The 26161-nt window shown below is 69.5% G+C and carries 19 protein-coding genes; 12 read left to right on the top strand and 7 right to left on the bottom strand.

Annotated elements, in window-relative coordinates; translation table 11 throughout:
* The first annotated feature begins 4 nt into the window (after positions 1-4).
* From IFT88_RS09665 to IFT88_RS09675, 3 genes are read left to right on the top strand one after another with little or no spacing between them, the layout of a single operon-like run.
* A complete protein-coding gene (locus IFT88_RS09665) occupies positions 5-1591 on the top strand; it encodes a glycosyltransferase (protein ID WP_192120350.1) in 1587 nt (528 codons plus the stop codon).
* The gene (locus IFT88_RS09670) at positions 1584-3179 is read left to right on the top strand and encodes a glycoside hydrolase family 26 protein (protein ID WP_249408955.1); all 1596 of its coding nucleotides are present in this window, start codon (positions 1584-1586) and stop codon (positions 3177-3179) included. Before IFT88_RS09665 ends, IFT88_RS09670 begins: the two co-directional genes overlap by 8 nt.
* A 55-nt stretch (positions 3180-3234) precedes the next feature.
* Positions 3235-4665, top strand: coding sequence for a UDP-glucose dehydrogenase family protein (locus tag IFT88_RS09675; protein WP_082059743.1), 1431 nt, complete (start codon positions 3235-3237; stop codon positions 4663-4665).
* 187 nt (positions 4666-4852) lie between these two features.
* On the opposite strand, the gene glnA is transcribed toward IFT88_RS09675, so the two are convergent.
* Positions 4853-6277, bottom strand: coding sequence for a type I glutamate--ammonia ligase (gene glnA / locus IFT88_RS09680; RefSeq protein WP_043592663.1), 1425 nt, complete (start codon positions 6275-6277; stop codon positions 4853-4855).
* A 138-nt stretch (positions 6278-6415) separates the two neighbouring features.
* Here glnA and IFT88_RS09685 point away from each other — a divergent pair, with 138 nt between their 5' ends.
* A complete protein-coding gene (locus IFT88_RS09685; RefSeq protein ID WP_043592664.1) occupies positions 6416-6859 on the top strand; it encodes an RDD family protein in 444 nt (147 codons plus the stop codon).
* Between the two features lie 29 nt (positions 6860-6888).
* On the opposite strand, the gene IFT88_RS09690 is transcribed toward IFT88_RS09685, so the two are convergent.
* Entirely contained in the window at positions 6889-7611 is a 723-nt protein-coding gene (locus IFT88_RS09690) for a DUF4191 domain-containing protein (protein WP_043592665.1), read from the bottom strand.
* A 122-nt stretch (positions 7612-7733) separates the two neighbouring features.
* On the opposite strand from IFT88_RS09690, the gene IFT88_RS09695 reads away from it, so the two are divergent.
* The gene (locus tag IFT88_RS09695) at positions 7734-9104 is read left to right on the top strand and encodes a hypothetical protein (protein ID WP_192120352.1); all 1371 of its coding nucleotides are present in this window, start codon (positions 7734-7736) and stop codon (positions 9102-9104) included.
* A gap of 23 nt (positions 9105-9127) precedes the next feature.
* Here the strand turns inward: IFT88_RS09695 and sucB are convergent, their stop codons facing one another.
* From sucB to IFT88_RS09710, 3 genes are all read right to left on the bottom strand, one after another.
* On the bottom strand, positions 9128-10603 hold the full coding sequence (gene sucB / locus IFT88_RS09700; RefSeq protein WP_192120354.1) for a 2-oxoglutarate dehydrogenase, E2 component, dihydrolipoamide succinyltransferase: 1476 nt from the start codon (positions 10601-10603) through the stop codon (positions 9128-9130).
* Between the two features lie 91 nt (positions 10604-10694).
* Complete coding sequence (gene lpdA / locus IFT88_RS09705; RefSeq protein WP_043592668.1) at positions 10695-12068, bottom strand: dihydrolipoyl dehydrogenase; 1374 nt, start codon at positions 12066-12068, stop codon at positions 10695-10697.
* 174 nt (positions 12069-12242) lie between these two features.
* The gene (locus tag IFT88_RS09710) at positions 12243-13721 is read right to left on the bottom strand and encodes a leucyl aminopeptidase (RefSeq protein WP_192120356.1); all 1479 of its coding nucleotides are present in this window, start codon (positions 13719-13721) and stop codon (positions 12243-12245) included.
* An 85-nt stretch (positions 13722-13806) separates the two neighbouring features.
* Here IFT88_RS09710 and IFT88_RS09715 point away from each other — a divergent pair, with 85 nt between their 5' ends.
* The 5 genes from IFT88_RS09715 to IFT88_RS09735 all read left to right on the top strand — a co-directional run bounded on the left by IFT88_RS09715 (position 13807) and on the right by IFT88_RS09735 (position 19690).
* On the top strand, positions 13807-14733 hold the full coding sequence (locus IFT88_RS09715; RefSeq protein ID WP_192120359.1) for a proteasome assembly chaperone family protein: 927 nt from the start codon (positions 13807-13809) through the stop codon (positions 14731-14733).
* An 88-nt stretch (positions 14734-14821) separates the two neighbouring features.
* Positions 14822-16177, top strand: a complete 1356-nt coding sequence (locus IFT88_RS09720; RefSeq protein ID WP_192120361.1) for an MFS transporter — start codon at positions 14822-14824, stop codon at positions 16175-16177.
* 240 nt (positions 16178-16417) lie between these two features.
* On the top strand, positions 16418-17677 hold the full coding sequence (locus IFT88_RS09725) for an RNA polymerase sigma factor (RefSeq protein WP_043592854.1): 1260 nt from the start codon (positions 16418-16420) through the stop codon (positions 17675-17677).
* 4 nt (positions 17678-17681) lie between these two features.
* Positions 17682-18941, top strand: coding sequence for a MurT ligase domain-containing protein (locus tag IFT88_RS09730; protein ID WP_056226329.1), 1260 nt, complete (start codon positions 17682-17684; stop codon positions 18939-18941).
* Positions 18938-19690, top strand: a complete 753-nt coding sequence (locus tag IFT88_RS09735) for a hypothetical protein (protein WP_043592675.1) — start codon at positions 18938-18940, stop codon at positions 19688-19690. The genes IFT88_RS09730 and IFT88_RS09735 overlap by 4 nt, the downstream gene beginning before the upstream one ends.
* Positions 19691-19790: 100 nt before the next feature.
* On the opposite strand, the gene IFT88_RS09740 is transcribed toward IFT88_RS09735, so the two are convergent.
* Positions 19791-20018, bottom strand: coding sequence for a DUF7455 domain-containing protein (locus tag IFT88_RS09740; protein ID WP_043592677.1), 228 nt, complete (start codon positions 20016-20018; stop codon positions 19791-19793).
* Between the two features lie 224 nt (positions 20019-20242).
* Between IFT88_RS09740 and IFT88_RS09745 the strand changes: the two genes are divergently transcribed.
* Positions 20243-22357 (top strand): DNA gyrase/topoisomerase IV subunit B, encoded by a 2115-nt coding sequence (locus tag IFT88_RS09745; protein ID WP_043592679.1) that lies wholly within the window; start codon positions 20243-20245, stop codon positions 22355-22357.
* Positions 22358-22441: 84 nt separating this feature from the next.
* Here IFT88_RS09745 and IFT88_RS09750 read toward each other — a convergent pair whose 3' ends face one another.
* Positions 22442-24955 (bottom strand): DNA gyrase/topoisomerase IV subunit A, encoded by a 2514-nt coding sequence (locus IFT88_RS09750; protein WP_192120363.1) that lies wholly within the window; start codon positions 24953-24955, stop codon positions 22442-22444.
* 61 nt (positions 24956-25016) lie between these two features.
* Between IFT88_RS09750 and IFT88_RS09755 the strand changes: the two genes are divergently transcribed.
* Positions 25017-26147, top strand: coding sequence for an alkaline phosphatase family protein (locus IFT88_RS09755; RefSeq protein WP_342212125.1), 1131 nt, complete (start codon positions 25017-25019; stop codon positions 26145-26147).
* Positions 26148-26161: the final 14 nt, after the last annotated feature.

Below are 26161 nucleotides of genomic sequence, written 5' to 3' on the forward strand. Positions count from 1 at the left end.
CATCGTGTTGACCTTCATCCTGCAGATCCGATCCATGGCGGGCGGATACCCCGAGATCTACCTCTTCGCCGCCTACAGCGCCCTCATCTGGGTGCTCTGGATCATCAAGGTCCTGCTCTCTCGCCGCTACCGCCCCTTCACGGGCGAGTTCCGCGGCACCACCAGCGTCGTCGTCCCCGTCGTGGACGAGCCGCTCGACCTCTTCCGGGACGTGATCGGCCGCATGGTCGAACAGGGTCCCGGCGAGATCATCGTGGTGATCAACGGCAAGCCCAACCCCGAGCTCGCGGCCGTCTGCGAGGAGTTCGGCCCCCTGGTCCGCTGGGTGCACACGCCGATCCCCGGAAAGCGCAACGCCGTCATGATCGGCACCGAGCTGAGCCGAGGAGACATCACCGTCCTCGTCGACTCCGACACGGTCTGGACGCCGGGCACCCTCTCCGAGCTGCTCCGCCCGTTCGCGCAGGAGAACGTCGGGGGAGTCACCACCCGCCAGCGCATCCTCGAGCCCGAGCGCAGCTGGATCACGCGCTGGGCCGACTGGCTCGAGAACTCGCGGGCGCTCTACTCGATGCCGGCGCAGAGCGTGCTCGGTCAGATCGGCTGCCTGCCGGGCCGCACGATCGCCTTCCGCCGCGAGATCCTCGTGCGGGTCATGGACAAGTTCATGACGGAGAAGTTCATGGGCGTGTTCCTCGAGGTCAGTGACGACCGCACCCTGACGAACCTCACGCTCAAGGAGGGCTACCGCACCGTCTACCAGCACACCAGCCTCGTCTACACGGACGCCCCCCTCCAGGTGAAGAAGCTCTACAAGCAGCAGCTGCGGTGGGCTCGCGGCAGCCAGTACAACACCCTCCGCATGATGCCCTGGATGGTCGGGCACGCCCCCCTGCTCGCGTTCTTCTTCGCGATGGACATCGTGCTGCCCTTCATGCTCATGGGCGTGATCGGTGGTTGGATCTACCGAGGGATCACCGGCCAGGGCGTGAACCTGTACCGCGGCATCCTCGAGGAGTACGGCGTGCAGACGGGCCTCATCAGCATCGTCGTCCTCATGGTGGTCTCGTCGGTCCTCAGCATGTCGATCCGCCAGATGCGCCACCTGGCCGAGAAGCCCTCCGACTTCTTCCGCCTCCCGGTCTTCATCATCGTGTCGACGTTCTTCCTCATGCCCATCCGGGTCATCGGGTTCTTCCGCATGGGTCACGCCAGCGGCTGGGGTACCCGGGCCGGGGCTTACGCAGGAGGCGCGGCGAACGACGAGATGCAGGGCGCGCTCGACGAGGTGGCCGAGGAGGCCCCCATCGACGCCCTCGAACGGCAGTTCCGCGACGGCGTCGACCCCGGGGTCGACACGCTCTTCGACTTCGGCTCGGCGACCGACGAGACCGACGAACAAGGAGCGGTCCTCGTCAAGAGCCGCAAGGCGGCCCTGGCCGCCGAGGCCGACGGGGCGACCGCTCCGGCACCGGTCGCGGCCGTGGCCTCCGCCCCCGCGCCTCCTCGTCGCCGCCTCAACCCCAAAGCCGGATTCCCGTACCTGATCGGCGCCGCCATCATCGCCCTGGAGGTCTTCTTCATTGTCTGACTCGACGCAGGACTTCGTCACCCCCGTCCACTTGCAGTCGGGAGCCTGGTGGGCGACCTCCCACGGCAACGCCCGACGCACCGCGCTCGGGGCCACCGCCGTCGTGGTGCTGCTCGCCATGATCTCGTGGCTCATCTGGGTCTCGCCGTCCGACAACATCGTCCGCAGCGCCGTCACCGAGGTCACGGGCGTCGACCCGTCGATCAACGTCTCGTCGCTCAAGGCCGACCGATCCGCTCTGCTCGACCAGCTGGTCTCCGCCAAGAAGCAGCTCGCCGAGAGCAAGGCCGCCCTGGCCGACGTGCAGCAGCAGGCCTGGACGTCCGAGGGGCAGTTGACCGCGGCCCAGGCGAAGCTCGCCTCCGCCGAGTCGGCTCTGGCCCAGGCACAATCCGCCGCGGACGCGGGCCAGGGGGCGGGCTCGGGCTCGGGCGCCGCAGGCACCGCGGCCGGGGGACGAGGCGGGGGGAACGGTGCGTCCGGCGGCTCCGGGTCGGGAGGCACCGGCTCGAACGGTTCGACCGGTGGGGGCGCCACGGGCCCCGTCACGGTCGAGACGCCCTCCCTCGCTTCGATCGTCGATCCGGAGTCGCGCTACTTCGGGCTCTTCACGGATCAGGCGCCGTTCAACTGGGCGACCTACGACGCGCAGGAGGCGGCCGTCGGTTCCGAGGCGAACATGGTGGGCTACTTCCAGGGCTTCGACCAGGAGTTCCGGGCCGACGCCGTCCGGTCGTCCTGGTCGCGGGGCAAGCTGCCCGTGCTGACCTGGGAGTCCCAGCCGATCAAGGCCGGCAACAACGAGCCCGAACAGCCCGACTACAGCCTGACGAAGATCATCGACGGCAGCTTCGACTCGTACCTGACCACCTACGCCGACGACATCGTCGCGAACGGGATGCCGTTGGCCCTGCGGTTCGACCACGAGATGAACGGCACCTGGTACCCCTGGAGCACCGACTACGGCAACAGCAAGGGTGCCGTCAACGGCAACGGGCCGGACGACTACGTGAAGGCCTGGCAGCACGTCCACGACCTGTTCGAACGGCAGGGAGCGAACGACCTGGTCGCCTGGATCTGGGCGCCCACGCGCATCGACCGTCTGGCCACCGGCAAGACCGGCGGCAGCGACCACACGACGCAGGCCTTCCTCGAGAGCCTCTATCCGGGTGCCGACTACGTCGACATCGTGGGCATGTCGGGGTACTACCGCCCGCCCTACGACGACAAGTCGAAGCCGACGTTCGACAGCACCTTCGGCGCCACCCTGAAGCAGCTCCGGGCCATCGCACCGGGCAAGAACATCCTGCTCGCCGAGATCGGCGCCAGCGAGACGGGTGGCTCGTCGGATCCGACGGCAACGAGCGAGAAGGCGCAGTGGTTCAACTCGCTCTTCGAGGCGCTGGCCGATCCCGCGAACGACGACATCATCGGGTTCTCGTACTTCGACCTCGTGGCCACCACGGTCGTCGACGGGGTGCGCTCGACCAACGACTGGCGTCTCACGTCGCGGTCCGACAGCCTCGCCGCCTTCACCGCGGGGATCACCCGACGCGACGTGGGTTACGACCTGCAGCCCTCGCCGTGACGACCCCCATGACCTTCCCCTTCCCTCGCCTCTTCCTCATCCCCAGGAGCGCATCATGACGAACGACGCCACCACCCCCCAGCCCGCCGCCACCGAGACGGCAGCCGACGTCGCCTCGGTGAAGCCCCGCATCAGCGTCATCGGCACCGGCTACCTCGGCGCCACGCACGCCGCGGCCATGGCCGAGATGGGCTTCGACGTGATCGGGGTCGACACCGACCCCGCCAAGGTCGCGGCCCTGGCCGAGGGGCGCGTGCCGTTCTTCGAGCCCGGCCTGCCCGAGCTCATCCTGGAGCACGTCGGCTCGGGCCGGCTCACCTTCACGACCGACCTCGCCGAGGCCGTCGCCCTGTCGGACGTGCACTTCATCTGCGTGGGCACGCCGCAGCGCCGGGGGAGCCACGCCGCGAACCTCTCGTACGTCGAGGAGGCGACCCGCAACGTCGCCGCCGCCCTGAGCCACGACGGCCTGATCGTCGGCAAGTCGACCGTCCCGGTCGGAACGGCGGCGCACCTGCGCGAGATCGTGGCCGGCGTCGTGCCCACCGGCATCACGGCCGACCTCGTCTGGAACCCCGAGTTCCTCCGCGAGGGCCACGCCGTCGAGGACACCCTGCGTCCGGACCGCATCGTCTTCGGCGGGACCGACGTCCGCACCGAGGCCCTGATGCGCCAGGTCTACGCGATGCCCATCGCCACGGGCACGCCGGTCATCTCGTGCGACCTGCCGACCGCGGAGCTGGTCAAGGTCAGCGCCAACGCGTTCCTCGCCACGAAGATCTCGTTCATCAACGCGATCAGCGAGTTGTGCGAGGCGGCCGGCGCCAACGTGTCGACCCTCGCCGACGCCCTCGGCTTCGACGACCGCATCGGCCGCAAGTTCCTCAACGCCGGTCTCGGCTTCGGCGGCGGCTGCCTGCCCAAGGACATCCGGGCCCTCATGTTCCGGGCCAACGAGCTGTCCGCCCACCGCGTCGTCGGGCTCATGCAACAAGTCGACGAGATCAACATGGCGCAGCGCCAGCGGGTCATCGACCAGGCGATCGACGCCTGCGGCGGTTCGGTGCTCAACCGGCGCATCGCCGTGCTCGGGGCGGCGTTCAAACCGCACACCGACGACGTCCGCGACTCGCCGGCCCTGAACGTCGCGGCGGCGCTGCACCTGCGCGGCGCCCAGGTGCTCGTGGTCGACCCCGAGGCCACGCAGACGGCCCAGCGCAGCTTCCCGACGTTGTCGTTCGCCGACTCGGCCGCCGAGGCCGTGACGGACGCCGACGCGGTGCTGCTCCTGACCGAATGGCCCGAGTTCGTCGGGGCGGACGCGGCCGGGCTCGCCGAGCTCGCCGCCAACCCCGTGGTGATCGACGCCCGCAACGTGCTCGATGCCGAGATCTGGTCGGCCGCCGGGTGGGAGGTCCGTCCGCTGGGCGGCCGTCGCACGCCGGCCCAGCGTCGTGTGCTGACGCCGACCGCCGTACCCGCCTGACCGGATCGTCGGGCACGGGCTGACGGGCCGCCTCCCTCGGGAGGCGGCCCGTCCTGCGTCCGCTGCCGCGCCTCCTGGTGTCGGGTGCCTCCGAGGAGGCGCGGGTCGCCTCCCCGAGGACCTCGCACCGGCGACGCGAGAGGCCCGCACCCCCTGGGGGATGCGGGCCTTCGGTGGTGGGATCGGATCAGACGCCGAAGTACAGCTCGAACTCGAAGGGGTGAGGACGCTGCGCCATGGGCAGGATCTCCTTCTCGCGCTTGTACGCGATCCAGGTCTCGATGAGGTCCTCGGTGAAGACGTTTCCCTTGGTCAGGAACTCGTGGTCGGCCTCGAGCGCGTCGAGCGCACCCTCGAGCGACGCGGGCACCTGCGGGATGTTCTTCGCTTCTTCCGGGGGCAGCTCGTACAGGTCCTTGTCGACCGGCTCGTGCGGCTCGATCCTGTTCTGGATGCCGTCGAGACCGGCCATCAGCTGCGCGGCGAACGCCAGGTACGGGTTCGAAGCGGCGTCCGGGACGCGGAACTCGATGCGCTTCGCCTTCGGGTTCGTGCCCGTGATGGGGATGCGGATGGCCGCCGAGCGGTTGCCCGCCGAGTACACGAGGTTGACGGGAGCCTCGAAGCCCGGGATCAGACGGTGGTACGAGTTGATCGAGGGGTTCGTGAAGGCGAGCACGGCGGGGGCGTGCTTGAGCAGGCCGCCGATGTACCAGCGCGCGAGGTCGGACAGGCCGCCGTACCCGTTCTCGTCGTAGAACAGCGGCTTGCCGTCGTTCCAGAGCGACTGGTGGGTGTGCATGCCCGAGCCGTTGTCGCCGAAGAGCGGCTTCGGCATGAAGGTCGCGACCTTGCCCCACTGCTCGGCCGTGTTCTTGACGATGTACTTGAACTTCAGGATGTCGTCCGCGGCGTGGACCATCGTGTCGAACTTGTAGTTGATCTCCTGCTGGCCGCCGGTGCCCACCTCGTGGTGCGCACGCTCGAGCTCGAGACCCGAGTCGATCAGCTTGAGGCTGATGTCGTCGCGCAGGTCGGCCGTCTTGTCGACCGGGCTGACCGGGAAGTATCCGCCCTTGTAGGCCGTCTTGTTGGCGAGGTTGCCGCCCTCCTCGACGCGGCCGGTGTTCCAGGCGCCCTCTTCGGAGTCGACGCTGTAGAAGCTGGCGTTCTGCTTCACCTCGTAGCGGACGTCGTCGAAGATGTAGAACTCGGCCTCGGGGGCGAAGAACGCGGTGTCGGCGATGCCGGTCGACGCGAGGTACTTCTCGGCCTTCTTGGCGACCTGACGCGGGTCGCGGCTGTAGAGCTCGCCGTTCCGCGGGTTGAAGATGTCGAACACGAGGACGAGCGTGCGCTCGGCGCGGAACGGGTCGACGTACCCGGTCGTGACGTCGGGGATGAGCTGCATGTCCGACTCGTGGATGGAGGCGAAGCCCCGGATGGAGGACCCGTCGAAGAGCTGTCCGACGGAGAAGAACTCCTCGTCGACCGTGGAGGCGGGGATGTTGAAGTGCTGCTGGACACCGGGAAGATCGGTGAAGCGGATGTCAAGGAACTTGACGTCGGTGTCCTTGATGAACTTCAGCACCTCGGAAGAATCAGTGAACATCTAGATGTCTCTCCAATGGGCTTGGAACGGATCGGATGCGGGACGCAGCCTCCGACGAGGCTACGGAGGGGCCGTTTCGCTGCGGTGTCCCTCATGTTTCCGGCATGTTACGGCTCGGTCCCTCGGTAGGCTCGGGACATGCCCGATCGCACCGCGCCTCCTTCTCGTCCCGCCTCCGTGGGCGGCCCCGACGACGGGGCACAGCGCTGGCCGGGCGAGCGGCTGGGGCTGCCCGAGAAGGGCCCGCGCTCCGTGGCCCGGCTCGGGCGGCGCGTCGCCGGGCTCGCCGTCGACTGGGCGATCGCCTACGCCGTGGCCGCACTCTTCTTCGGTGGCGAGGGCCTCGCCATCACCGGGGTGTTCCTGCTCATGCAGATGCTCTTCCTCGTGCTGTTCGGAGGCTCGCTCGGGCACCTCGCCCTGGGCATGCGTCTCGTGCCGATGGCCGGCGGCCGCATCGGTGTGGGACGGCCCGTCCTGCGCTCGGTGTTGCTCGTGCTCGTCATCCCGGCCGTCGTCTGGGACCTCGACCAGCGAGGTCTGCACGACCGCGTCGCCGGGACGCTCCTCGTCCGCGTCTGAGACGTCCGACGGACGAACGACNGCCTGGGTCAGCGCGGACGACCCGACCGTACCTTGAAGGGGTCGACACCCTTGGGGATGGGCAGGCCGTTCTGACCGAGGGACTGGAGGCGGTTGCTGACGGCCAGCACCTCGTTGCGGTTGATGGACGACTTGAGCTTGTTCATGCGCCCGGCGAGCTTGTGGAGGGGCACGGAGTCCGCATCGGGGCCGACATTCAGCACGTGGACCGGCACGTTCGGCAGGATGCGCGTGACCTTGCGACGTTCTTCGTCGACGAGTCGGCGGGTCTGGCCGGCGCCGCCTTCGGCGACGAGCACCACACCCGGCCGGCCGACCGCGCGGTACACCGCGGCCTGACTGCGCCCCTGGACGGCCACGGGCATCTCGGCAGCGCGCCACGCACGACGCAGGCCGCTCTTCATGACCGCACCGACGGCACCCGGCTGCCCCTCGATCTGCGAGTAGGCCGCGCGCTCGGCCTTCCGACCCAGCACGATCAACAGCAGCAGGAATCCGAGCATGACGCCGACGACGATGTAGAGCACCAGCGCGAGCACGTTGCCACCCGTGAGCAGCAGCGCCGCGACCACACCGAGCAGCACGGGCACGAAGAACGCCAGCAGCATCATCGGCAGCGCCGTCTTGTCGACGCGGCGGGTCATCTGGAAGACCTGCCACATCTGCTTGAGACGGCCGGGTTCCTTCGGCGGTTTCGGGGACGTGTTCTCGGGGGGCGTGCGACGAGCCATGTGGACCAGGATACGGGGTAAGCGGTCCCGACGAATCCTCCCCAGGGACTCGGATCCGTCGACGGTCGACAGTGTTCCCCCGCGGGACGACGCCGCCCGGCACGGGACGACACCATCGCCTCATGACGAACGAGTCGATCGGCCCCTACCGCGTGCTCTCCCGACGCCTCGACGGTGCGGTGGAGCGCATCCTCGCCGAAGCACCCGGTGGGTCACGCGTCGTGCTCAGGAGGCGCGGGTCGGGCTCGGCGGGACGGTCTCCCGTCGCCGAGGCGGTCGCCTTCGCACGCGCCGACCATCCGCACGTCGCGACCCTCGTCGACGTGCTGACGAGTCCGTCGGGCGAGCTCGTGCTGGTGTTCACGGACGTCGGCGGTGACCCGCTCGCGTCGTGGCTCGCCGCCCGGGGGCGTCCCGAGCCGGGGGAGGTGATCACCCTCGTCGTGCCCGTGCTGGGCGCGGTCCAGCACCTGGCCCGTCGGGGGACGGCCATCGGTGCTCTCGACGTCGACGACATCGAGATCGATGCTCGCGGGGCACCCGTGCTGGTCACCGTGCCGCAAGCGGCCGTCGGTCCGGAGGCCGAGCGCGCGTCGTTGCCCGCGGCGGCGCAGTTCGCCCAGGCTCTCGTCGAGCGGGCGGCGCGACCGGCGTCCCGTGATTCGGCGCCGACCCTGGACGCGTCGAGCTTCGAATCACTGGTCGAGTCGGTCTTCGACCTCGGCGAGGCCGTCCCCCTCTCGAGCGTCGACGCCGTGGTCGACGGCGTCGACGGCGGCCTCGTGCGAGACCCCCTCGTGTCGGCCCCCGAGGACGAGCAGACCATGCGGGGCTGGCTCACCTTCCTGCCCGAATCCGAGGCACTCGACCGGGCGATCGCCGGTGTGCGGGACCTGCGACCACGGCAGGTCGTCACAGCCCTCGGGACCGTTCGACGGCGCTACCGACTGCTCGCGGTCGTCGCGGTCGTCGCGGTCGTCGTCGCCGGAGCGGCGATCGTCCTCGGGCCGGCTTCCTCGGCACGCCATGACGGAGCCGACGATGAGGTGGGTGCTGTCTCGGCCGGGAGCGATGCCTCGACGCCGGGGAGTCCTGCGGGCGACTTCCCGGGGGCCACAACGGCCGCACCGTCCCGGTCGGGCGGAACAGGATCCCTCGACGAAGCCGGGGCACTCGTGGTCGGTGACGATCCCGTCGCAGCTGCCGAGGTGCTCCTGGCGGCTCGTCGGGAATGCCTGCGCGACGTGACACGCAGCTGTCTCGAGGTGGTCGACCAGCCGGGTTCACCGATCGCGCTCCGGGACGATGCCGTGCTCGACGATCCCTCGCTCGCCGGTGCGGCGACGGACGATCTCGAGTTGACGGGAGGGGCGTCACGAACCGGGGGAACGGTCCTGCTCGGGGCGACGGGCCCCGACGGCGAACCGGCCTCGGTCCTCGTGATGAGGACCGAGGCCGGTTGGCGGCTTCGCGACGTGATCGTCGATCGGTGAGGGCGGGCCTCACCCGACGAGCGTCAGATGCCGAGCTTGGACGTGAAGTCCCCGCCCTCGAGACGCTCCTTGACGGCGACCAGGAAGCGGGCGGCGTCGGCACCGTCGACGATGCGGTGGTCGTACGACAGGGCCAGGTAGACCATGGACCGGATCGCGATGGACTCCGACCCGTCGGCCTTGATGACCACCGGGCGCTTGACGACGATGCCGGTGCCGAGGATGGCCACCTGCGGCAAGAAGACCACCGGGGTGTCGAACAGGGCTCCGCGCGAACCCGTGTTCGTGACGGTGAACGTGCCACCGGCCAGCTCGTCGGGCTTCAGCTTGTTGTCACGAGTGCGCTGCGCGAGGTCGGCGATCTGACCGGCGATGCCCGCGAGGTCGAGGTCGGACGCGTTCTTGATGACCGGCGTCAACAGGCCGCGCTCGGTGTCGACCGCCATGGCGACGTGCTCGTGGTCGGGGTAGACGATCGAGTCACCGTCGACGGTGGCGTTCAGCTTGGGGTGCGCCTTGAGTGCCTCGGCGGCCGCGAGCGTGAAGAAGGGCAGGAAGGACAGCTTGTTGCCGGTCTTCTCGAGGAAGGCACCCTTGTTCGCGTCGCGGAACGCGGCCACCTTGGTGACGTCGACCTCGACGACGCTGGTGAGCTGGGCCATGGCCTGCATCGACTGGACCGCGCGCTCGGCGACGACCTTGCGGAGGCGTGACATCGGGACGGTCGTGCCACGCAACGGCGAGACCTCGATCGGAGCGGGACCGGCGGAGGCCGGTTCCGACGTGGTTGAGGACGCGGCGGCCTCGGCCGCGGCGAGGACGTCCTCCTTGCGGATGCGACCTCCGACGCCACTGCCCGTCAGGGTCGAGATGTCGACGCCCTTCTCGTTCGCCAGCTTGCGGACGAGCGGGGTGACGTAGCCGACGGGCGCACCGCTGCTCGGGGCCGGGGTGGCAGGTGCCGAGGTCTCGGACGAGCCCGTCGCAGGCGAAGGGGTCGGTGCCGACGGGGCGGGCTGCTCACTGCTGGGCTGCGTGGCCTCGGGCTGCGCTGCGGCGGGCTCCTGGCCCGCAGCGTCCTGCTGTGCCGCAGGCGCCGGGTCCACCGCGGGGGCGGGCTCGGGCGCGCTGGCCGCGGAGTCCTCGCCGGGGGCAGGGGCGGCCGACGAGGCGACCTCGGGCTCCTCGGCCTCGGCTTCGGTGGGCGCCTGCTCGGGCTCCGCGGCGGCCTCGGGCTCGTCCGCGGGGGCCTCGGATGCGCTGCCGTCTCCGATGCGGACGAGGGCGGTGCCCACCTCGACGGTCTCGTCCTCGGCGACGAGGATCTCTTCGATCACACCGGCGACGGGCGAAGGGATCTCGGTGTCGACCTTGTCGGTCGAGACCTCGAGCAGCGGCTCGTCGACCTCGACGCGGTCACCGACGTTCTTCAACCAGCGGGTGACCGTACCCTCGGTGACACTCTCTCCGAGTGCCGGGAGGTTGACGGATTCGCTCATCTGTGGGGCTCCTTTGACGACATGTGTGTGTCTGTGATTGCTGTGGTGGTGATGCGGGCCCCTGCTTCGCAGGAGCGATGGTGCTCGGGATCTACATCGCGTGGAGCGGCTTGCCCGCGAGGGCCAGCATGGCTTCGCCGAGTGCTTCGTTCTGGGTGGGGTGGGCGTGGATCAGGGGGGCGACGTCTTCCGGGTAGGCCTCCCAGTTGACGGCGAGCTGTGCCTCACCGATCAGCTCTCCGACGCGGGCACCGATCATGTGGACGCCCACGACGGGGCCGTCGACCACGCGGACGACCTTGACCGAACCGCTGGTGCCGATGATGTGGCTCTTGCCGTTGCCCGCGAGGTTGTAGTCGTAGCTGGTGACCTTGTCGGCGCCGTACTGGTCGGCGGCCTTGACCTCGGTCAGGCCGACCGAGGCGACCTCGGGGTCGGAGTAGGTGACCTTGGGGATGTTCACGTCGGAGATCACCTGCGGCTTGAGGCCCGCGATCTCTTCGGCGACGAAGATGCCGTGCTGGAAGCTGCGGTGGGCGAGCTGGAGGCCGGGCACGATGTCGCCCAGGGCGTAGACGCCGGGGACGTTCGTCGCGAGGCGCTCGTTCGTCAGGACGAAACCGCGGTCCATCGTGATGCCGACCTCTTCGTAGCCGAGACCGGCGGTCGAGGGGCCACGGCCGACGGCGACGAGCATGAGGTCCGCCTCGAAGGTCTTGCCGTCCTCGAGTGTGACGACGACGCCGTCGTCGTTCTGCTCGACACCCTGGAACCGAACACCGAGCGAGAAGGCGATGCCGCGCTTGCGGAAGGCGCGCTCGAACTGCTTCGAGATGGACTCCTCCTCGTTGGGCACGAGGTGGGGCAGGGCCTCGACGATGGTCACGTCGACGCCGAAGCTCTTCCAGACGCTGGCGAACTCGACGCCGATGACACCGCCGCCGAGGATGACGACCTTGTTCGGCACGTGGTCGAGCGCCAGGGCGTGCTCGCTGGTGATGACCTTGCCGCCGATCTCGAGGCCGGGGAGGCTGCGCGAGTACGACCCCGTGGCGAGCACGACGTTCTTCGCCTTGAGCGTGGTCTCGCCGACCTGGACGGTCGACGGGGAGGTGAGCTTGCCCTCGCCTTCGACGGTCGTGATGCCGCGAGCCTTGACGAGTCCCTGGAGACCCTTGTACTTGCTGGCGACGATCCCCTCGCGATACGAGGTCACCGCGGCGATGTCGATGCCGTGGAAGTCGGTGTTGACGCCGTACTTGGCGGATTCACGCGAGACGTCGGCCACCTCGGCCGAGTGCAGCAGTGCTTTGGTGGGGATGCAACCACGGTGGAGGCAGGTGCCCCCGACCTTGTCCTTCTCGACGAGTGCGACGCTCAGGCCCAACTCGCTCGCTCGCAGCGCTGCGGCGTATCCGCCGCTCCCGCCACCGAGCACCACCAGGTCAAAATTCTGTTCCGACACCCAGCAACTCCCTCGTGCGTCCGCGGAACCCCGACGCCGAGGCGGGGCCGTCGCGGTGGCGACGACGCCCGTCCCCGAACCGACCGCACCGTTCGGCGGCGTCGTCGTGACGCACGTCGGCGGATGCCCTCGGGGGACCGATCTCAGCGGGTTTCTCCCGCCCCCACGACCCTACTACGCAGCGGAAAACTTGTCGGCCAGCTCGATCAGGGTGCGGACGGTCACACCCGTCGACCCCTTGGCCGTGTAGCCGTAACCGCCGCCCTTGTTGTTCGACGGCCCCGCGATGTCGAGGTGCGCCCAGGGGATCGGCGTCGACGTTCCCTCGCGCGACCCGACGAACTCGTTGAGGAAGACGCCGGCCAGCAGCATGCCGGCCGCCGTGTTGCCCGGGGTCGCGTTCACGAGGTCGGCCACGTCGGAGTTCAGGCGCGCCCGCAGTTCGGCGGCGAGCGGCATGCGCCAGAACGTCTCGCCCGCCGCGTCGGCGAGCGACACGATCTCGGATGCGAGGTCGTCGTTGCCCATGACGCCGACGTAGCGCATGCCGAGGGCGACGACCTGGGCCCCCGTGAGGGTGGCCACGTCGACGATGGCGTCGGGCTGCTCGTCGCTCGCCGCGACCAGGCCGTCCGCCATGACCAGACGGCCCTCGGCGTCGGTGTTCGTCACCTCGACGGTGGTGCCGCCCTTGATGGTGAGGACGTCGTCGGGTCGGATCGCCGTGCCGCTCGGCATGTTCTCGGCGATGCAGAGCCAGGCGGTCAGTCGAACGGGCAGCCGCAGCTTCGCCACGGCGACCGTCACGGCGAGGACCGTCGCGGCACCCGTCATGTCGTCCTTCATGCCGAGCATGCTCGCGGCGGGCTTCAGCGACAGTCCGCCCGTGTCGTACGTGATGCCCTTGCCGACCAGGGCCAGGTGCTTCGCTGCCCCGGCGGGGGAGTACTCGACCTTGACCAGTCGGGGTCCACGACTCGACCCCTGGCCGACGCCGAGGATGCCCCCGTACCCGCCGTCGCGGAGACCGTCCTCGTCGAGGACGGTGACCGAGAGGGCGTCGTCCGCGGCATGCGCCACGGCGAAGTCGGCGAGTGCCTGGGGGTACATCTGCTGCGGGGGAGTCGTGGCCAGGTCGCGGACGGTGTGCACGGCCTCGGCCACCACGGCCGCGCGCTCGAGGGCGGAGTCCTCGACGTCGGCCGACGTCGCCAGGGCGATGTCACGGGCGTGTCGACGGGTGTCGGACGCCGAGGAGTGGCGGAAGGCGTCGAACTCGTACGACGCGATCGCGGCGCCTTCGAGCGCGGCCAGTGCGCCGGCGGCGTCGCCCACGGGCAGGGCCAGGACGACCCGGTCGACCGCGGTGAGTTGACGGACGGCCGACCCCGCGGCGTAGCGGAGGCTCTCGGCCGTGACGGAGTCACCCAGGCCGACCAGGGCCACGATCGAGGCGGTGACGCCGGCCGCGGGGACCTTGACGAGTTCGTCCCGGGCGCCGGTCACACCCAGGGCGGCGAACGACTCGGCGAGCCCCGGGACCTCGAGGGTCGGTTCGGGGCCGTCGGCCCCCTTCACGACGCCGACGACGAGGACGTCGGCCTCGGCGGCGATCGGATCGGACGGCAGGACGGAGAGCGTGGCGACGGTCATCGGCCCATCGTATCGACCGTGGTGTTCGCTCTCGGCACGTGGTCGGGGCACCTTCCGTCGACGCCCGGTGCCTAGCATGGAGACCATGCACGACCCCGCAGCCCTCTACGACATCACACCCGACGCCGACGACGTGCCCGACGGCCTGCCGCTCGTCGCCGGCCTGACCGGGTTCGCCGACGCGGGCTCGGCGGTGAGCCAGCTGGCGGAGTACGTCCTCGACACCCTCGACCACACCCTCGTGGCGACCTTCGACGCCGACGAGCTCCTCGACTACCGTGCCCGTCGCCCGACCTTCACCTTCGACCAGGACCACATCTCCGAGATCGAGCCCTCGACCCTGTCGCTCCACCTCGTCCACGACGACCTCGGTCAACGGTTCCTCCTCCTCGCGGGGTTCGAACCCGACTTCCAGTGGCAGCGCTTCACCGCGGCCGTCGTGCAGCTCGTCGAGCGCTACCGCGTCTCCACCACGACGTGGGTGCACTCCATCCCCATGCCCGTGCCCCACACGCGTCCGATCGGGGTGACGGTGAGCGGCAACCGCTCCGACCTGGTCGAGGCCATGTCGGTGTGGAAGCCCGTCACCCAGGCCCCTGCCAACGCGTTGCACCTCGTCGAGCACCGCCTCGGCGAGACGGGGCACCCCACCGCGGGGTTCGTCCTGCTCGTGCCCCACTACCTGGCCGACACGGAGTTCCCCGACGCCGCCGTGGCGGCGTTGTCGAGCATCAGCGCTGCGACGGGTCTGATCTTCCCGACCGACCGCCTCCGCGAAGAGGGCCGCGACTTCATGGTCAAGGTCGACGAACAGGTCGCGGGCAACCACGAGCTCTCCCGCCTGGTGGCCACCCTCGAGGAACGTCACGACACGTACATGCAGGGCAACCCCCTGCCCTCCCCGCTGACCGACCAGGACGGCCAGGTGCCCTCGGCCGACGCCCTCGCCGCCGAACTCGAGAAGTTCCTCGCCACCCGGCGGGTGGACGGCGAGGGCGACGACCGCTCCTGACCGACGCCGCGCCTCCCGGGTCCGTTCCGATCCGGGAGCGCAGGAGGCGCGGGCCGGCGGCCAGCCCCCGGTCGGCTAGGGTCGCGGGGTGAACTCCGCGCGTGCCTGGCTCGTCTGGGGCGCCGCCGTGTTCGCCTACGTCGTCGCCGTCCTGCAGCGGTCGTCGCTCGGGGTCTCGGGTGTCGAGGCGCAGCACCTCTTCGGCGTCTCGGCCTCGACGCTGTCGACCCTGGCCGTCGTGCAGCTCGTCGTCTACGCCGGGCTGCAGATCCCGGTCGGCGTCCTGCTCGACCGGGTCGGGCCCAAGAGACTCATCGTCGCCGGTGCCGTCCTGTTGGCCGCGGGCCAACTCGTCGTGGCGCTCTCGCCGCCGACCATCGGCGGGGCCGTCGCGGGCCGCGTGCTCGTGGGCGCCGGCGACGCGATGACCTTCATCTCGGTGATCCGTCTTCTGCCTTCGTGGTTCCGCGGGCCGATCCTTCCGCAGGTGTCGCAATGGACCGGCAACGTCGGACAGATCGGCCAGGTGCTGTCGGCCGTGCCGCTCTCGATCGTGCTGCACGGGGCGGGGTGGGGTCCGGCCTTCCTCAGCGCGGCGTCCCTCTCGGTCGTGGCCGCCGTGGTCGTCCTGCTGGTGGTCAAGGAGTCCCCGGCCGGCAGCATCCGCTCCGAATCGGTCCTCAGCTGGGCCGACGCGGGCCGACAGCTCGGGCAGAGCGTCCGTCGTCCGGGGACCCGGCTGGGGTTCTGGTCGCACTTCGTGACACAGTCGTCGGGCACGGTCTTCAGCCTGCTGTGGGGCGTTCCGCTGCTGGTGGGCGGTCTCGGCTTCTCGACCGGCGAGGCCTCGGGCATGCTTTCGCTGCTCGTGGTGTCGGGTGTCGTGGCGGGGCCGATCCTCGGCGTGCTGGTCGCGCGCTACCCGATGCGACGGTCCAATCTCGTCCTCGGCATCGTCACGGTGCTGGCCGTCGTCTGGACGACGTTGCTGGCGTGGCCCGGGACGCCTCCTCACTGGCTCGCGTACGTGCTGGTCGTCGTCCTCGGGGTGGGCGGTCCGGGCTCCTTGATCGGCTTCGACTTCGCGCGGACGTTCAACCCGCTCCGCAGTCTGGGGGTGGCCAACGGCGTGGTCAACGTCGGCGGCTTCCTGGCGAGCTTCGTCATGATGTTCCTGATCGGCGTCGTCCTCGACCGACTCGACGCGGCCCGCGTCGCCTCGGGGCAACCGAGCGACCTCTTCGCCTTCGAATCGTTCCGCATCGCCCTGCTCGTCCAGTACGTGGTCGTCGGCGGTGGCGTGGTGGCCTTGCTCGTCGAGCGCCGACGCACCCGTCGTGGCCTTCGGCTCGAGGAAGGAATAGAGGTGGCGCCCCTCTGGGTTGCCCTGAACAGGAGATGGCAGGCCGCGCGCAACCGGCCCCGACGGGACCCACACGCCTGACGTCGCCCGTGTCGCCCGGCACCGGCCGGACGTGCAATAATGGGATACGGACCCGTTCATGTCCATCGATCGAGTTCACGAGTCGGCACAGTCGACGCGCTTTCGATCGAGGACTTGACATGGGTCCTAGTACTGCCCGAATTCGGCCGACGCCCAGTGCCGGTCGACGTCCCCACCGGCGCACGTGAACGCGACGATCGCGTCCGGTCCGGAACGTACCAAGAACTGAAAGGTGTTCGCATGGCTACACGCAGCAAAGCGACCACGGCCCCTGACGAGGCCGTGACCGACGACACGGCCGTCGAGGCCGAGACCACGGCTCCCGTCGCCAAGAAGGCCCCGGCGAAGAGGGCTCCCGCCAAGAAGGCGGCGGCCAAGGCGCCGGCCAAGACCGCAGCTGCCAAGAAGGCCGCCGCGGCCGAATCCGCCGACGACGAGGTCGACGCCGAGGCCGCCGTCGATCCGGCTGCCGGCGACGACGCCGAGGCCGAGGGTGCGAAGCCCGCACCCGAGATCTTGCCGACGGGTGCGCTCGTCATCTCGCAGGACGACGACGACGAGATGCCCGTCTACTCGACGACCATCACGGGTGCGACGGCCGACCCCGTCAAGGACTACCTGAAGCAGATCGGCAAGGTCGCCCTGCTGAACGCGGCCGAAGAGGTCGAGCTCGCCATGCGCATCGAGGCGGGCCTGTTCGCCGACGACAAGCTCGCCAACAGCACCGGCCTGAGCCGCGAGCTCGAGCGTGAGCTGCGCTGGGTGTCGCGCGACGGCCAACGCGCCAAGAGCCACCTGCTCGGCGCCAACCTCCGACTCGTGGTCAGCCTGGCCAAGCGCTACACGGGCCGCGGCATGCAGTTCCTCGACCTGATCCAAGAGGGTAACCTGGGTCTGATCCGCGCCGTCGAGAAGTTCGACTACACCAAGGGCTTCAAGTTCTCCACGTACGCCACCTGGTGGATCCGCCAGGCCATCACTCGTGCCATGGCCGACCAGGCCCGCACGATCCGCATCCCGGTGCACATGGTCGAGGTCATCAACAAGCTCGCCCGCGTCCAGCGCCAGATGCTGCAAGACCTGGGACGCGAGCCCACGCCCGAAGAGCTCTCCCGTGAACTGGACATGACGCCCGAGAAGGTCGTCGAGGTCCAGAAGTACGGTCGCGAGCCCATCTCTCTCCACACGCCTCTGGGTGAAGACGGCGACAGCGAGTTCGGTGACCTCATCGAGGACACCGAGGCCGTCGTGCCCGCCGACGCCGTCGGGTTCACGATGCTGCAGAAGCAGCTCGAGTCGCTGCTCGACAGCCTGTCCGAGCGTGAAGCCGGCGTCATCCGCATGCGCTTCGGCCTGGGCGACGGCATGCCGAAGACCCTCGACCAGATCGGTGACACGTTCGGCGTGACGCGCGAGCGCATCCGCCAGATCGAGTCCAAGACGATGGCGAAGCTCCGCCACCCGTCGCGTTCGCAGTCGCTCCGCGACTACCTCGAGTAGGCCCGTGCGTTACCTGGTCCCCGTGCTGGCCGGCCGACTCGTCCGGGCGGTCGCCCGGTTGCGGGGCGGCGGGTCCGCGTACCCGGGGCAGACCGTCCTGAAGCTCGCGCCCGATTTCCTGACGCACGTCTCGTCGCAGTTCGAGCGCGGCGTCGTGTTCGTGCTCGGATCGAACGGCAAGTCGACGACGACGATGATGCTGACCGAGACGCTCCGGGCCCACGGGCTCAAGGTGTTCACGAACCCGACGGGTGCCAACCTGCCTCAGGGAATCGCGTCGGCCTTCCTCCGCGAGGTGACGCCGTTCGGTCGCGTCCGCGACGACATCGGCGTGATCGAGGTCGACGAGGCGTTCGCCGTCGAGTTGACGAAGTCCCTGCACCCCTCGACGGTGCTCATGCTCAACGTGCAGGTCGATCAGCTGTACCGGTTCTTCGAGACCGAGCGGGTCGGCACGATGATGACCGACACGGCTGCCGTGGCCACCGCCGCGGTCGTGACGAACCGCGACGACCAGCACCTGGGCCCGTACCAGGCCGTCGGTCGCCAGACGGTGACCCGTTTCGGTGCCTCACCCGAGGTCGTCTCCGCGTCACCCAACGGCCTCCAGAACGCCAACGACTTCAGCCGTGAGGCCGACACCTCGCTGACCGCCGAGACCGAGGTGACCGCTCTCACGGGCACGGGTGCCACCATCACCGTCTCCGGCACCCCGATCGACGTCCGGCTGCCGGCGCGTGGTCTGCACTACGCCGTGGACGCCGCGGCGGCCCTCCAGACGGCGTCGGTCGTCCTGGGGCACCCGGTCGACCCGACTGCCGTCCAGCGGGCCTTCGAGAGCATGAAGCCGGCCTACGGTCGCGGTGAGCGCATGTCCCTCGGCGCCGACGAGGCCGAGTTCATCATGTTCAAGAACGCGGCGAGCCTTCAGATGAACCTCGACGCACTCCCGCAAGGCGTCGAGCAGGTCATGTTGGCGATCGACGAGGGCACGCCCGACATCTCCTGGATCTACGACATCGACTTCTCGCACCTCGACCACGTCGACGTCCTCGCGGGAGCGAAGGCCTGGCAGTTGGCCTTGCGACTCGAGCACGAGGGCATCCCCGTCCACGTGATCGAAGAGGACATCTCGAAGGCCATCCGCCTCATGCGGGCCCTTCCGTCCCCGAGCGACAACACGAAGCACTTCGTGACGAACTACGAGCAGATGATGCTGGCCCGCCGCATCCTCGGCCACCCCGACCTGGAGAAGACCGCGTGAGCGACGACGTCCTCCGAATCGTCCACCTCTACCCGGAAGAGCTCGGTGTGAGCGGTGATCGGGGCAACGTGACGACGCTCGCGGTGCGCGCGCGCCGAGCCGGGGTCGACAGCTCGGTCCTCGAGTACCGGATCGGTGACGACGTGCCGACCGTTGCCGACGTGGTCGTGGTGGGGCACGGCCCCCTGTCGGGCGTCCGTGCCGTCGCCGCCGACGCTCGTCGCCTCGCGCCGGCACTCGAGTCGTTCGCCGCCTCCGGCGTCCCCGTGGTGGCAGTGGGGGGCGGTCTCGAGCTCCTGAGCCGCGGAGTCGAAGGCGTCGACGGCGAGTCGGTCGAGGGAGTCGGCTTCTTCGACGCCGTCGTCCGCCGTGGGGCTCCTCGAAGGACGAACTACCTGCAGGTGACCACCGACTACCAGGGTGACGAGATCACCCTCTTCGGCTTCGAGGACCACGCCGCCCACCTCGAGCTCGGCACGGACGCCGAGCCGTTCGGTTCCGTGGTCCACGGCGGCGGGAACGGCGACGGCCGCGAGGGGGTACGCCGAGGGGTGTCGTTCGGCACCCAGCTCAAGGGACCGGTTCTCCCTCTGAACCCCGCCCTGACCGATCGGGTCCTGCGAGTCGCGTTGAGCCGCCGCATGATCTCGTACTCGGCGGGCGCAGAGCACGCGAAGCTCGACGAGTACGCCGCCGCGTCGCAGAAGGTCATCGCCGACAACCTCGAACGCTCGTTCAAGGCCATGTGACGACCTCGGCACGGCAGCACGACGACGGCCCCGCATCGATCGGATGCGGGGCCTTCGTCGTGCTGCCGACCCGGGCTGTGGTCCGGGGCGGCGTCGTGTCTCAGTGCGCGAGGAGCTTCGAACTCTCGTCGAGCCATTCGATGGCGGTGGGCTGCAGCTTCTCTTTGAACTTCGCGCCGTGGTGTGCGCAGAAGAGCAGTTCGCCGGTGGCCATGGTCGCGCGGATGTATGCCTGGGCTCCGCAGCTGTCGCAGCGGTCCGCCGCGCTCAACTGGTAGCGGGAGCCGAGCTCGTCGACGGCGGTCTGGTCGGTGGCCATCTGAGTCATGTGATGCTCCTCCTGACGGTGGTGCGGTGGGTGAGACACTCATCAAAACACGCCGACGTCCGTATCGTGTGACATCGGCCCCGGATTTCGCTCATCGCGTAGCGGCGACCGGGCCGGAGAGTGTCGGAACTGCCGTGTCGGTAGCCCTCGGTAGGCTGTAACGCGGCCACCGCCTCCCCGCATTCCCGTCGTCGAGAGATGACGGCGGGCCCTTCAGGAGAACCATGCCCCCCACCTCGTCCGCACCCGCCTCCGACTACTCGGCCCGGCACCTCTCGGTACTCGAAGGCCTCGAGGCCGTGCGCAAACGTCCCGGCATGTACATCGGGTCGACCGACTCGCGTGGCCTCATGCACTGCCTCTGGGAGATCATCGACAACTCGGTCGACGAGGCGCTCGGGGGGCACGGAGACACGATCGACGTCGTGCTGCACTCCGACGACAGCGTCGAGGTCCGCGACAGCGGTCGTGGCGTGCCGGTCGACATCGAACCCAAGACGGGCCTCAGCGGTGTCGAGGTCGTGTTCACGAAGCTCCACGCCGGGGGCAAGTTCGGTGGTGGCTCGTACACGTCGTCCGGTGGCCTCCACGGTGTTGGGGCCTCCGTCGTCAACGCGTTGTCGGAGCGGCTCGACGTCGAGGTCGACCGGGGCGGCAAGACGTACGCCATGTCGTTCCGCCGTGGCGAACCCGGCACGTTCGACGACGAGGGGGAGCCCACCCCCGATTCACCGTTCACCCCGTTCGTCTCGGGCAGCGTGCTCCGCGAGGTCGGCAAGACCAAGCGCGGTGTCACCGGCACCCGGGTGCGGTACTGGGCCGATCGGCAGATCTTCACCCGGGGGGCCTCGTTCCAGACCGACGAGCTGTCGGCAAGGGCACGACAGACGGCCTTCCTCATCCCGGGGCTCACGCTCACGCTGCGCGACGAGCGTGCCGGATCGCTCACCGACGGCGGCTTCCCCCTCGAGAGCACCTTCCGCTTCGACGGTGGGATCAGCGAGTACGTCGAGTTCCTGGCGCCCGACACGGCGGTGACCGACACGTGGCGCCTGACCGGGTCGGGCACCTACACCGAGACGGTGCCCGTGCTCACGGACGGCGGAGCCATGATCGCGACCGAACTCGAGCGCCAGTGCGACGTCGACATCGCACTGCGCTGGGGCGGGGGATACGAGACCGTCTTCCGCAGCTACGTGAACATCATCGCCACGCCGAAGGGCGGATCGCACCAGACCGGCTTCGAGACCGGGCTGCTGAAGTTCGTCCGTCAGCAGGTCGAGGCCAACGCCCGTCGCCTCAAGGTCGGCACCGACAAGATCGAGAAGGACGACGTCCTGGCCGGCCTGACGGCGGTGCTCACCGTGCGCCTCCCCGAGCCGCAGTTCGAGGGCCAGACGAAAGAGATCCTGGGCACGCCGGCCGTACGGGCCATCGTGGCGAACGTCGTGGCCACCGAGTTCGGCAAGCTGTTCACCTCGACCCGCCGTGAAGACAAGGCTCAGACCGCCCTCGTGCTCGACAAGGTCGTCGCCGAGATGAAGACCCGCATCGCCGCCCGGGCGCACAAAGAGACCCAGCGTCGCAAGAACGCCCTCGAGAACTCGACCCTGCCGGCCAAGCTCGTCGACTGCCGGTCGAACGACGTGGCGAACAGCGAGCTGTTCATCGTCGAAGGCGACTCCGCGTTGGGCACGGCCAAGGTCGCCCGGAACAGCGAGTTCCAGGCCCTCCTGCCGATTCGCGGCAAGATCCTGAACGTCCAGAAGGCCTCGGTCAGCGACATGCTGTCCAACCTCGAATGCGCCTCCATCATCCAGGTGCTGGGGGCCGGGTCGGGGCGGTCCTTCGACCTCGAGGCAGCCCGCTACGGCAAGGTCATCATCATGAGCGACGCCGACGTGGACGGTGCCCACATCCGGACGCTGCTGCTCACGCTATTCTTCCGGTACATGCGACCGATGATCGAGGCCGGTCGCGTCTTCGCGGCCGTTCCCCCGCTGCATCGGGTGGTCGTGATGCACCCCGGTAGCAAGCCCAACGAGACGATCTACACGTACTCCGAGAAAGAGCTGCACGGCGTCCTCGCGGGGCTCAAGCGCACCAACAAGAAGTTCCAGGACCCCATCCAGCGGTACAAGGGTCTCGGCGAGATGGATGCCGAACAACTCCGGACCACGACGATGGAACGTCAGAACCGCATGCTGCGCCGCGTCAAGGTCGACGACGCCGAGAACGCCGCACGGGTCTTCGAGTTGTTGATGGGCAATGACGTCGCCCCTCGCAAGGAGTTCATCATCGACGGAGCCGGTCTCAGCCGCGACCGCATCGACGTCTGAGTCCCGACCGACTCGTGGCCGACGAGGACGGCGCCGCCTCTCGACTTCGAGGTGCGGTGCCGTCCCGGTCGGTCGTCCGAGGCGTCACTCGCCGGGTTCGGCGCCTGCCTCGAGGCCCGTGGCCGAGTCGGTAATGTGGGCCACCGAGGCCCCGACGGACCCGACGGGTGCGTCGAGGGGCATGCCGGAGCCGTCCCGGCGTGACAGCTCGGTCGGCAGGCTCCGGACGGAGCCGTCCGGGCCGACCGCCTGCGCGGGGGCCGGTCCGACCCAGGCCAGCGACAGGGAGTCTTCGCCCTTGAGCAGCGAGTGGGACCGGACGCCGCCGGTGGCGCGCCCCTTGCCCGGGTACTCGTCGAAGGCACTGAGCTTCGCACGTCCGGGGTCGGTGCCGGCGATCGTCGAGCTGCTCGACGACACCGTCGCGACGACGGCCTCGTGACCTGCGGGCACGGCGCCGAAGAAGATGACGCTCGCGTCGTCCGGGAGGTTGATGCCGGCCACCCCGCCGCCGGCGGGCCCCTGCGGTCGTACCGCCGAGGCGGTGAACCGGAGCAACTGCGTGGCGGAGGTGACGAAGACGAGTTCGTCCTCGTCGACCCCCTGGGCGACTCCGACCACCTGATCGCCCTTCTTCAGGGTGATGACCGGGAAGTCGGGTCGGGCGGGGTACTGGCCGGTCGCGACCCGTTTGACGACACCCCTGGCCGTGCCCAGCGCGATGCTCCGTTCCGCGGTGAGCGAGACGAGCCCGAGCACCCGTTCTTTCTTGTCGACCAAGCCGATGTAGTCCCTGATGGGCACCCCCGCACCGAGTTGGACCGACGTGGGTGGCACCGACGGGAGGTCGACCGGCGTGAGACGGATCAGACGCCCGAGGTTCGTCACGGCACCGATCTCGGTCCGCGTGGTCGTGTCGATCGACGACAGGACGGCATCGTGCTTGGTGCGGCGGGTCGGGGGAGTGGGGGCCGCGGAGTCGGGGTCGAGGTGGTCCACGCGCAGGACGCGACCCGTCGTCGAGAGGAACACCCGGGTCGGGGTGTCGGCGATCTCGAGGACGGGGGTGGACCTGCTGCCGCGACCCGTCGTGGCGACGCTCGGCTTGGCCTCGGTGAGGAGGGTCCGCCGCGGCGTGCCGAACTGCTCCGCGATCTCGCCGAGCTCGCTCGAGACGAGGGCGCGGAGGCGGGCCGGATCGGCCAACAGGTCCTTGAGGTCGGCGATGGCTGCGAGCAGCTCGTCACGTTCGGCCTCGAGTTCGATGCGACTGAACCTGGTCAGCCGGCGCAACTGCAGGTCGAGGATGTACTCGGCCTGGATCTCGCTGAGGTCGAACACCTCGCGCAGCCGAGCGCGGGCAGCGGCCGTGTCGTCGCTGGTCCGGATCACCTGGATGACCTCGTCGATGTCGACGATGGCGACGAGCAGGCCCTCGACGAGGTGGAGTCGGTCTTCTTTCTTCGCCAACCGGTAGCGGCTGCGACGCGTGACGACGGACAGGCGGTGGGCGACGTAGACCTCGAGCATCTCCTTCAGCCCGAGCGTGCGCGGCTGCCCCTCGACCAGGGCGACGTTGTTGATGCTGAAGCCGTCCTCGAGCGGCGTGTACCGGTAGAGCTGCTCGAGGACGGCTTCAGGGCTGAACCCCGTCTTGATCCCGATCACGAGACGGAGACCGTGCTTGTGGTCGGTGAGGTCGGTGACGTCCGTGATGCCGGTCAGCTTCTTCGCCTGCACCCCGTCCTTTATCTTCTCGATCACCTTCTCGGGCCCCACCAGGTACGGCAGCTCGGTCACCACGAGCCCGTTCTTCCGCGCCGTGATGCTCTCGACGCCGACCCGCGCCCGGGTCTTGAAGCTGCCCCGACCCGTCGCGTAGGCGTCGCGGACCCCCGCGAGCCCGGCGATCGTGCCGCCGGTGGGCAGGTCTGGCCCGGGCACGAACGCCATGAGGTCGTCGAGGCTCGCGTCGGGGTGGTCGATGAGGTGTCTCGCGGCGCCGACGACCTCGACGAGGTTGTGTGGCGCCATGTTCGTCGCCATGCCCACCGCGATGCCGCTCGCACCGTTCACCAACAGGTTGGGGAAGGCCGCGGGAAGCACCTCGGGCTGCATCAGCTGGTTGTCGTAGTTGGGGACGAAGTCGACGACGTCCTCGCCGAGTCCCTGCGTCATGGCCAGGGACGCCTCGGCGAGACGGGCCTCGGTGTACCGCGGTGCAGCGGGCCCGTCGTCCAGGGAGCCGAAGTTGCCGTGCCCGTCGATCAGCGGCACGCGCATGGTGAACGGCTGCGCCTGACGCACCATCGCGTCGTAGATCGCGGTGTCGCCGTGCGGGTGGAGCTTGCCCATGACCTCGCCGACGACGCGCGCGCTCTTCACATGACCGCGGTCGGGCCGCAGGCCCATCTCGGACATCTGGTAGAGGATGCGCCGCTGGACCGGCTTGAGGCCGTCCCGGGCGTCGGGGAGCGCCCGCGAGTAGATGACCGAGTACGCGTACTCGAGGAACGACCCCTGCATCTCGAGCGAGACGTCGATGTCCTCGATGCGTTCGCCGTGGTCGGGGCTGCTCGTGTTCTCGGTGGTGGTCATGCACTTCTCACGGATCGGGGTGGACGGGGCACCCGATCGTCGCTGTGCCAGACTGGGGCCGGTGTCCTCCATCGTACCGGCGCGCCCCCAGGGGGCCGTGAGCCTGGCCGACGTGGTGCCCTCGTGTCTCGCGTCCCTCCGCGGTGAGACCAACGCGCTCCACCTCCCTGCCGCACGGGCCGCCGTCGTCGTCCTGGTGGACGGTCTCGGCCAGGCGGCTCTCGGAGCCCGTCGAGGCCACGCCAGGACGTTGTCGAGCGTGAAGGGCAGCCTGTGGTCCGGGTGGCCCACCACCACCGCGGCGGCGCTCACCACGTTGACGACCGGGGCTCTTCCCGGCGAGCACGGCCTCGTCGGCTACTCGGCCCTCGACCCCGAGAACGATCGTGTGGTCAAGCAGCTCTCGGGCTGGGACGACCGCATGCGACCCGACGAGTGGCAGCGCCGTCCCACGCTGTTCGAGACGGCTCCCGACGTGGAGTCCCATGCCGTGGGCCCCAAGCGCTACCGATCGTCCGGCCTGACCGAGGCCATCCTGCGAGGAGCCACCTACGACGTGGCGGAGAGCGTGGGAGACCGCTTCGCGACCGCGGCGAGACTGGTCGAATCGACCCGCGCCTCCTTGGTGTACCTCTACGTCCCCGAACTCGACATGATCGCCCACCGCGCCGGATGGGAGTCCGACGAGTGGATCGACGCCCTCGAGGGCGTCGACGCCGAGGTGCGGGGGCTCGAGTCCACGGTCGCACCCGACGTCGGCGTGATCGTGACGGCCGACCACGGGATCGTCGACGTCGCCGAACGGCGACGCATCGTGTTCGGGGGGACGCCGGCCCTGGTCGACGGGGTGAGGCACGTGGCGGGGGAACCTCGCTGCCTGCAGCTGCACCTCGAACCCGACGCGGACGAGTCCCGACGGAGTGCGTTGCTCGACGCCTGGCGGGCGGCAGAATGGGACCGGGCCTGGGTGCTGACCCGAGCCGAGGCGGTCGAAGCCGGTTGGTTCGGGGCCGTCGACCCCGCCGTGCTGCCGCGCATCGGCGACCTCATCGTGGCTGCCCGTCGGGGGGTCGCCTACTACGACGGCCGAGATCGCGGCGGTGAGCCCGGCACGATGGTGGGCCACCACGGGTCGTGGTCCGACGACGAGACCCTGGTTCCCCTGCGCACGTTCGGTGCCTACCGGCGGTGACGGTCGCCGACCCG

The sequence above is a fragment of the Frigoribacterium sp. CFBP 8751 genome (assembly GCF_014841545.1).
Taxonomy (GTDB): Bacteria; Actinomycetota; Actinomycetes; order Actinomycetales; family Microbacteriaceae; genus Frigoribacterium.

What these genes read in the sequence shown, in the direction of transcription:
- IFT88_RS09750 (WP_192120363.1), bottom strand. Translation starts at nt 24,955, where the DNA reads ATGACCACCACCGAGAACACGAGCAGCCCCGACCACGGCGAACGCATC.
- IFT88_RS09745 (WP_043592679.1), top strand. Translation starts at nt 20,243, where the DNA reads ATGCCCCCCACCTCGTCCGCACCCGCCTCCGACTACTCGGCCCGGCAC.
- IFT88_RS09695 (WP_192120352.1), top strand. Translation starts at nt 7,734, where the DNA reads ATGACGAACGAGTCGATCGGCCCCTACCGCGTGCTCTCCCGACGCCTC.
- IFT88_RS09675 (WP_082059743.1), top strand. Translation starts at nt 3,235, where the DNA reads ATGACGAACGACGCCACCACCCCCCAGCCCGCCGCCACCGAGACGGCA.
- IFT88_RS09685 (WP_043592664.1), top strand. Translation starts at nt 6,416, where the DNA reads ATGCCCGATCGCACCGCGCCTCCTTCTCGTCCCGCCTCCGTGGGCGGC.
- IFT88_RS09710 (WP_192120356.1), bottom strand. Translation starts at nt 13,721, where the DNA reads ATGACCGTCGCCACGCTCTCCGTCCTGCCGTCCGATCCGATCGCCGCC.
- IFT88_RS09740 (WP_043592677.1), bottom strand. Translation starts at nt 20,018, where the DNA reads ATGACTCAGATGGCCACCGACCAGACCGCCGTCGACGAGCTCGGCTCC.
- IFT88_RS09725 (WP_043592854.1), top strand. Translation starts at nt 16,418, where the DNA reads ATGGCTACACGCAGCAAAGCGACCACGGCCCCTGACGAGGCCGTGACC.
- IFT88_RS09690 (WP_043592665.1), bottom strand. Translation starts at nt 7,611, where the DNA reads ATGGCTCGTCGCACGCCCCCCGAGAACACGTCCCCGAAACCGCCGAAG.
- IFT88_RS09715 (WP_192120359.1), top strand. Translation starts at nt 13,807, where the DNA reads ATGCACGACCCCGCAGCCCTCTACGACATCACACCCGACGCCGACGAC.
- sucB (WP_192120354.1), bottom strand. Translation starts at nt 10,603, where the DNA reads ATGAGCGAATCCGTCAACCTCCCGGCACTCGGAGAGAGTGTCACCGAG.
- glnA (WP_043592663.1), bottom strand. Translation starts at nt 6,277, where the DNA reads ATGTTCACTGATTCTTCCGAGGTGCTGAAGTTCATCAAGGACACCGAC.